The following is a 4,636-nucleotide window of genomic DNA, read 5'->3' as shown; positions in this document are numbered from 1 at the left end:
TGCATCAATCGGCCTGAGCCTTGCCCGGCAAGCCAAGGAAGGGGTCAAATATTTCGCTCCGATCTTGCTGATGGCGCTCTGCCTGGTGCCGGGAATCTATCTCGGCGACGTTGACCATCCTCTGCAGCAGTTGTGGCTATCGATTGCAACGGCCGCCGCTGCAGCACTTGTCTACCTTGGCAGCATGTTTTTCATGGCCCGCATGTCTTCGTCCGAAGGGCTGCATGAATACGACTTCGTCATGCAATATCTGAGAAAGAGGTTCAGGCCGGCCATTTAATGGATGCAGCTCGGCCTAATCTATTGATTTGCCCGCTCGAAAGGCGCAAGCCGCTGTCAAATAGAGCCTCTGCTGCCCGTATGTTTCAGGCTGTAAAACCGATGGGAAAGCCAAGTAGACTTGCGAGATACGGGAGAATCGCCATAAAAAGAGCACAACCGGACGCATAACTGGCATGTCGATTGACATTCATGCTTGCTGTTGTCTTCGTCGAAGCGAAGAACGTTTTGCGGGCAGTTCAGTTCGAAGTTGCGCGAAGCAATGCGTCTAAGCCCAACCAGTTTCGGAGCCAAGGGTCTTGGCGTTGAAACGTCGGCAGGAGGCCGGACGGATGCATTCAAAAGTCCTTTTCGAACGCAGGCGTTCTCCCACCGCGAAATTCGTTCTGCGGTGGGCGGCCATTCTCTTTTGCCTGGTGATATGGGGCGCCGCGATGGCCTTTTTCATCTGGTAGATTCGTTGCGCGCGAAAAGAACGATGCCGATCGTCTTCCAGATAATCTTCAAGTCGGCCGATATCGAGCAGCTGTGATAATAGTCCACGTCGAACTGCACCCGTTCATCATAGGTCGTGTCCTTGTTCCGGTGCACCTGCCATAGACCGGTAAGGCCCGGCGTCATGGCGAGATAGTAATGAATCCGACGGCCGTAACGCTCCATTTCATCGGCCACGATCGGCCGCGGGCCGACAAGGCTCATATCACCGCAAAAGACGTTCCAGAGCTGCGGCAGCTCGTCGAGGCTCGTCATCCGGAGATATTTTCCAAGCCAATGGACGCGTGGGTCGTTGACCAGCTTCTGGGTTTCATTCCATTCAGCGCGCCGCACGGGATCGTTGGCAAGAATGCTGGCCAGCCGCGCATTGGCGTCCTTCCGCATCGAGCGGAATTTCAGGCATGGGAATGAACGGCCGTAGCGGCCGACACGCTCGTGTCGGAATATGAGCGGCCGCCCATCAACCAGCAGCAGGGCCACCGCGATAAGCGCGAAAAACGGCAGAAAGAAAACCAGCGCCGATCCGGAAATCAGGATGTCCCCGGCACGCTTCAGGCGATAATCTCTCGACGTCGGCCGTCGTAGCCGAGCCGATTGCCCGTCCTGAGCAACGCCATCAAAGAACGATAGCATTTTTTGAAACCCCGTTTGTATCTCAACCCACAGTTAAGGTTGGCAGTGTCGGCCAGAATAGACAATTGACCAGAACGGCTAAGCCTTAGTCAGATAGAAGTAGGCCCGAATACCGATGGCGGGACCATTGATTTACTCACCTCTTAAAACTGTCGATACACGAGAGGGCACAACCGCTTTCAATAAGGGTATCTGCTTGATGCCGTTCAATTAAATGAACCGATGGCGATAGGCGGCGGGTCGAATGCCGGTTCCTTCAGGTAGCCGGCCGGCAACACCAGCCAAGCTCGTTCGCGCCAAGATCCGGCTGTAGAGAGCGATCAGCGCTTCGCCCCAGGTTTCCGGCGAATGAGCAAGCCCGGGGGCCTTGCTGAGGCCGTTCAAGCTCATGGAGCGTACCAGAGCATCATCGGCTGCGAGCCGTCGCATCGCCGTCGCCAGCGATCCGATGTTCCCCGTCCTGAAGGTCAGCGCGCACCCGAATTCCTCAAGCTCGTTTCCCAACAAGGCGGCGTCCGGCACAATGACGGGAATTCCGCTTCCGATCGCTTCGACGGCTGCAAGCGCGAAAGGTTCCGGCACGCGCGACGACACGACGATGGTGCGCGCATTGCGCAGGAGTTCGTGCATCTCCCCTTTCGCTTTCCAGCCGTGGATGACGACTTCGGGATAGTCGCGTTCCAATATCGACCGCCCTGCGCCATCGCCAATGATCTGGAGCCGCACATTGGCAAGGCGCGCCGCCCGCGCGGCATCCTCGAACCCTTTTTCCGGCTCGAGCCTTCCCACGAAGAAGAAATCCCGCATCGTCCAGGGTTCAGCCCCTCTGGGCAGAAACGGCTCCACCGGATTGCGAATGGTCTCGATATGATCGGTACAGATTCCGGCGCGCTCGAAATATTCCCGCATCCGCTGATGCACGATGACGATATTGGCCGGGAGCTCGTCCGTCGGATAGAGCCGCTCACGCAGCAAGTGGCGTGCAGAACGCCAGATCTTCTCGTGATAGCCGCGTTTGTCGCATTGCGTCATCATGCACGGCACCGACATCGGCGTGAGCGTACAGACGGTGTCTTTCCGGTAGTTCGCAAAGCCGCCGTTTGGGCAGCACAGGAAATAATCGTGTGCATGCAGAACCACGCGCTGGCGCACGGGCCACAGGGCCTGGAAGATGGAAGGCGAAAGGATCTTCGACCAGCCATGAACGTGATAGATGGTCGAGGCCGTGTCGGCACTATCGATGACCTCTCGCACGGCATCGAGCGCCTGCCTGTTGTAAAGCCCGTTGATCGAGGCTGCGATCCGCCCCTGGACGGTCAGCGGTGCGCCGCCGAGATTGATGGTGTCGTCCGCCGGCAGCTCGCTTCCGGCCGCGTCGCCCGCCAGGTAGGTTACGGGAATACCGGCGCGTTTGAGCAAATGCGCCGACAAAATGGCAAGGTTGGAGGCTCCCCCGACCTTTGTCGAACGGTCATTGATGATGACAACGCGATCGGGATAGCGCTGAATCACGATCCTACCCCATCGTCCTGATATTCTGCGGGGCAAGCCTGCCCATCAGAAGATCGAAAATTGCGATCGCATTGCCCTTCAGACGCCCTTTCCGGTCGACCCAGGGTTCGGGGCGCCAGGCTTTGACAAGATTGGCGGCCAGGTTCCGGCCCATTTGCGCAGCTGCCCGTCCCGAACTCAGGGTGTTCTTGCGCACGAGATAGATGGGATTGGCGATCTGCGAATATCCGAACTTGATGCCGGTTGTGCGACCGGCCTTCGTGCCGAGATGCACGCCCTGCAGATGGTCGGCGCAAATGACTTCGCCATATCGCGCCATCATGCGGCTGAAGTCGACATCTTCAAGCCAGCCATAAAACGGCAGATTCTCGTCAAACCGGACGCCTGAAGCCACGATCGCCGAAACACGGACAGCCATGTTGCAGCCGTAGGCGTTATAGATCGGCTTGAAGGATTTCTCCCGTTTCTGCGGGCGGCGAACCTTCTGCACGAGTTTCAAGCCGTCGCAGACCGAGATACCCGCCCCGGTAATCCCGTCGGCGATGACCGTGCCCGTCGACATGACGATATCGCGTCGGCTGCGAAACAGCAGCTCAGTGTCCTCGATATAAGTGGGCGTCATCAGGAAATCGTCGTCGAGGAAGAGCACCACATCCGCATCGACGATGCTGTCAAGAATTGTATTGCGCTGAAGGCAAAGTCCACGCTCTGAAACCAATACCCTGACCGGGCATGCGAGCGAGGAAAGGCTCGTTCGCTCGACATCTTCAAGCGAGGGCACGCAGATGACGACCTCCTCGGGCTGACGCGTCTGGTGCGATATATGGGGAAGCACGGCAGAAAGGATTTCGCGCCTGCCCGAACTCGCGATGCCGACGGCAACCTTGAGCGGGCGCCCGCGCGGCTTGTCATTGAAGGCCAGATGGGGAGCGGTCGGCTTTACGGCAGGTTCGCTCGGCCGCGACGAAGCAGGCTTTCCTGGTGAACGCTTCGTGCCGCCGCTGCGATTGGCGATGATCCCGAGCAGGTTCACCCGCGACGTGCCGAAGCTCGCAAGCGCAGCCGACAGCCGCTCGATGGTCATTTTCTTCGGCTTGCCGACGACAATGGCGACGCCATCCAGATAGTTGACGATATGCCGGGTATCCGCCGAGTCCTCGAATGCCGCAAGATCGACGATGACCACGCCGTAGTTCTGGCGGAGCAGCTCAATTTCCGTCTTGAGTGCGGCTAGATGACCGAATATCTGGTGGCACGCGGCAGACCGCCTTGTCCCCTCGACGGTCAGCACGGGAACCAGCGCGCAGGCTTCAGCATGCTCGTCGTCCCTGTTTCTCCTGCTCCTGCGGCCGTGCTCATCGTGACCCGCCACGACATGTTCGGCCGCTTGCGGCTCATGCGTGCCAACATGATCCATCCGCAGCAAGCCGAGCCCGAAGTCCTCTCCGGCGGCACCCACCACTTTGCTCAGGAAGCCTTTTTGGAAATCGGCATCGACGAGGACGACCGGCGTGCCTTCGTTCTGGTAGAGCTGCGCGAGGTTCGCCGCAACCGTCGTCTTTCCCTCGCCGCTGCCGACCGACGTGATGCCGATGACCATTGGCGAATTGGGGCGGAATGCCGAACCGATAGAGTTCTTCACGCCTCGCAAGGCTTCGGTGAAATCGGAATAGGGCGCATCGAGCACACCTCGCAGCGGCATCGCGGCCTGCAGGTT

General features: G+C 58.8%; 4 protein-coding genes. 1 reads left to right on the top strand and 3 read right to left on the bottom strand.

Features of this window, described 5'->3' with window-relative positions; genetic code table 11:
- Positions 1-280, top strand: a 280-nt coding sequence (locus tag C9413_RS28060; protein WP_170251210.1) for a hypothetical protein, incomplete at its 5' end; no start/stop codon positions are given.
- A 443-nt stretch (positions 281-723) separates the two neighbouring features.
- Here the strand turns inward: C9413_RS28060 and C9413_RS28055 are convergent.
- The 3 genes from C9413_RS28055 to C9413_RS28045 all read right to left on the bottom strand — a co-directional run.
- Complete coding sequence (locus C9413_RS28055; protein ID WP_039845622.1) at positions 724-1,407, bottom strand: sugar transferase; 684 nt, start codon at positions 1,405-1,407, stop codon at positions 724-726.
- 210 nt (positions 1,408-1,617) lie between these two features.
- Complete coding sequence (locus C9413_RS34580; RefSeq protein ID WP_063855991.1) at positions 1,618-2,919, bottom strand: glycosyltransferase family 4 protein; 1,302 nt, start codon at positions 2,917-2,919, stop codon at positions 1,618-1,620.
- Positions 2,920-2,923: 4 nt separating this feature from the next.
- A partial coding sequence (locus tag C9413_RS28045; protein WP_170251209.1) for a hypothetical protein occupies positions 2,924-4,636 on the bottom strand: 1,713 nt, incomplete at its 5' end.

Source organism: Rhizobium sp. SEMIA 4085 (genome assembly GCF_013004495.1).
Classification (GTDB): domain Bacteria; phylum Pseudomonadota; class Alphaproteobacteria; order Rhizobiales; family Rhizobiaceae; genus Rhizobium; species Rhizobium gallicum.
The sequence above is the reverse complement of the archived record's forward strand: the minus strand, read 5'-3'. Positions and strand labels throughout refer to the sequence as shown.

Bases quoted from the DNA above. Each gene is read 5' to 3' on its own strand.
- C9413_RS28055 (WP_039845622.1), bottom strand. From the start codon at position 1,407: ATGCTATCGTTCTTTGATGGCGTTGCTCAGGACGGGCAATCGGCTCGG.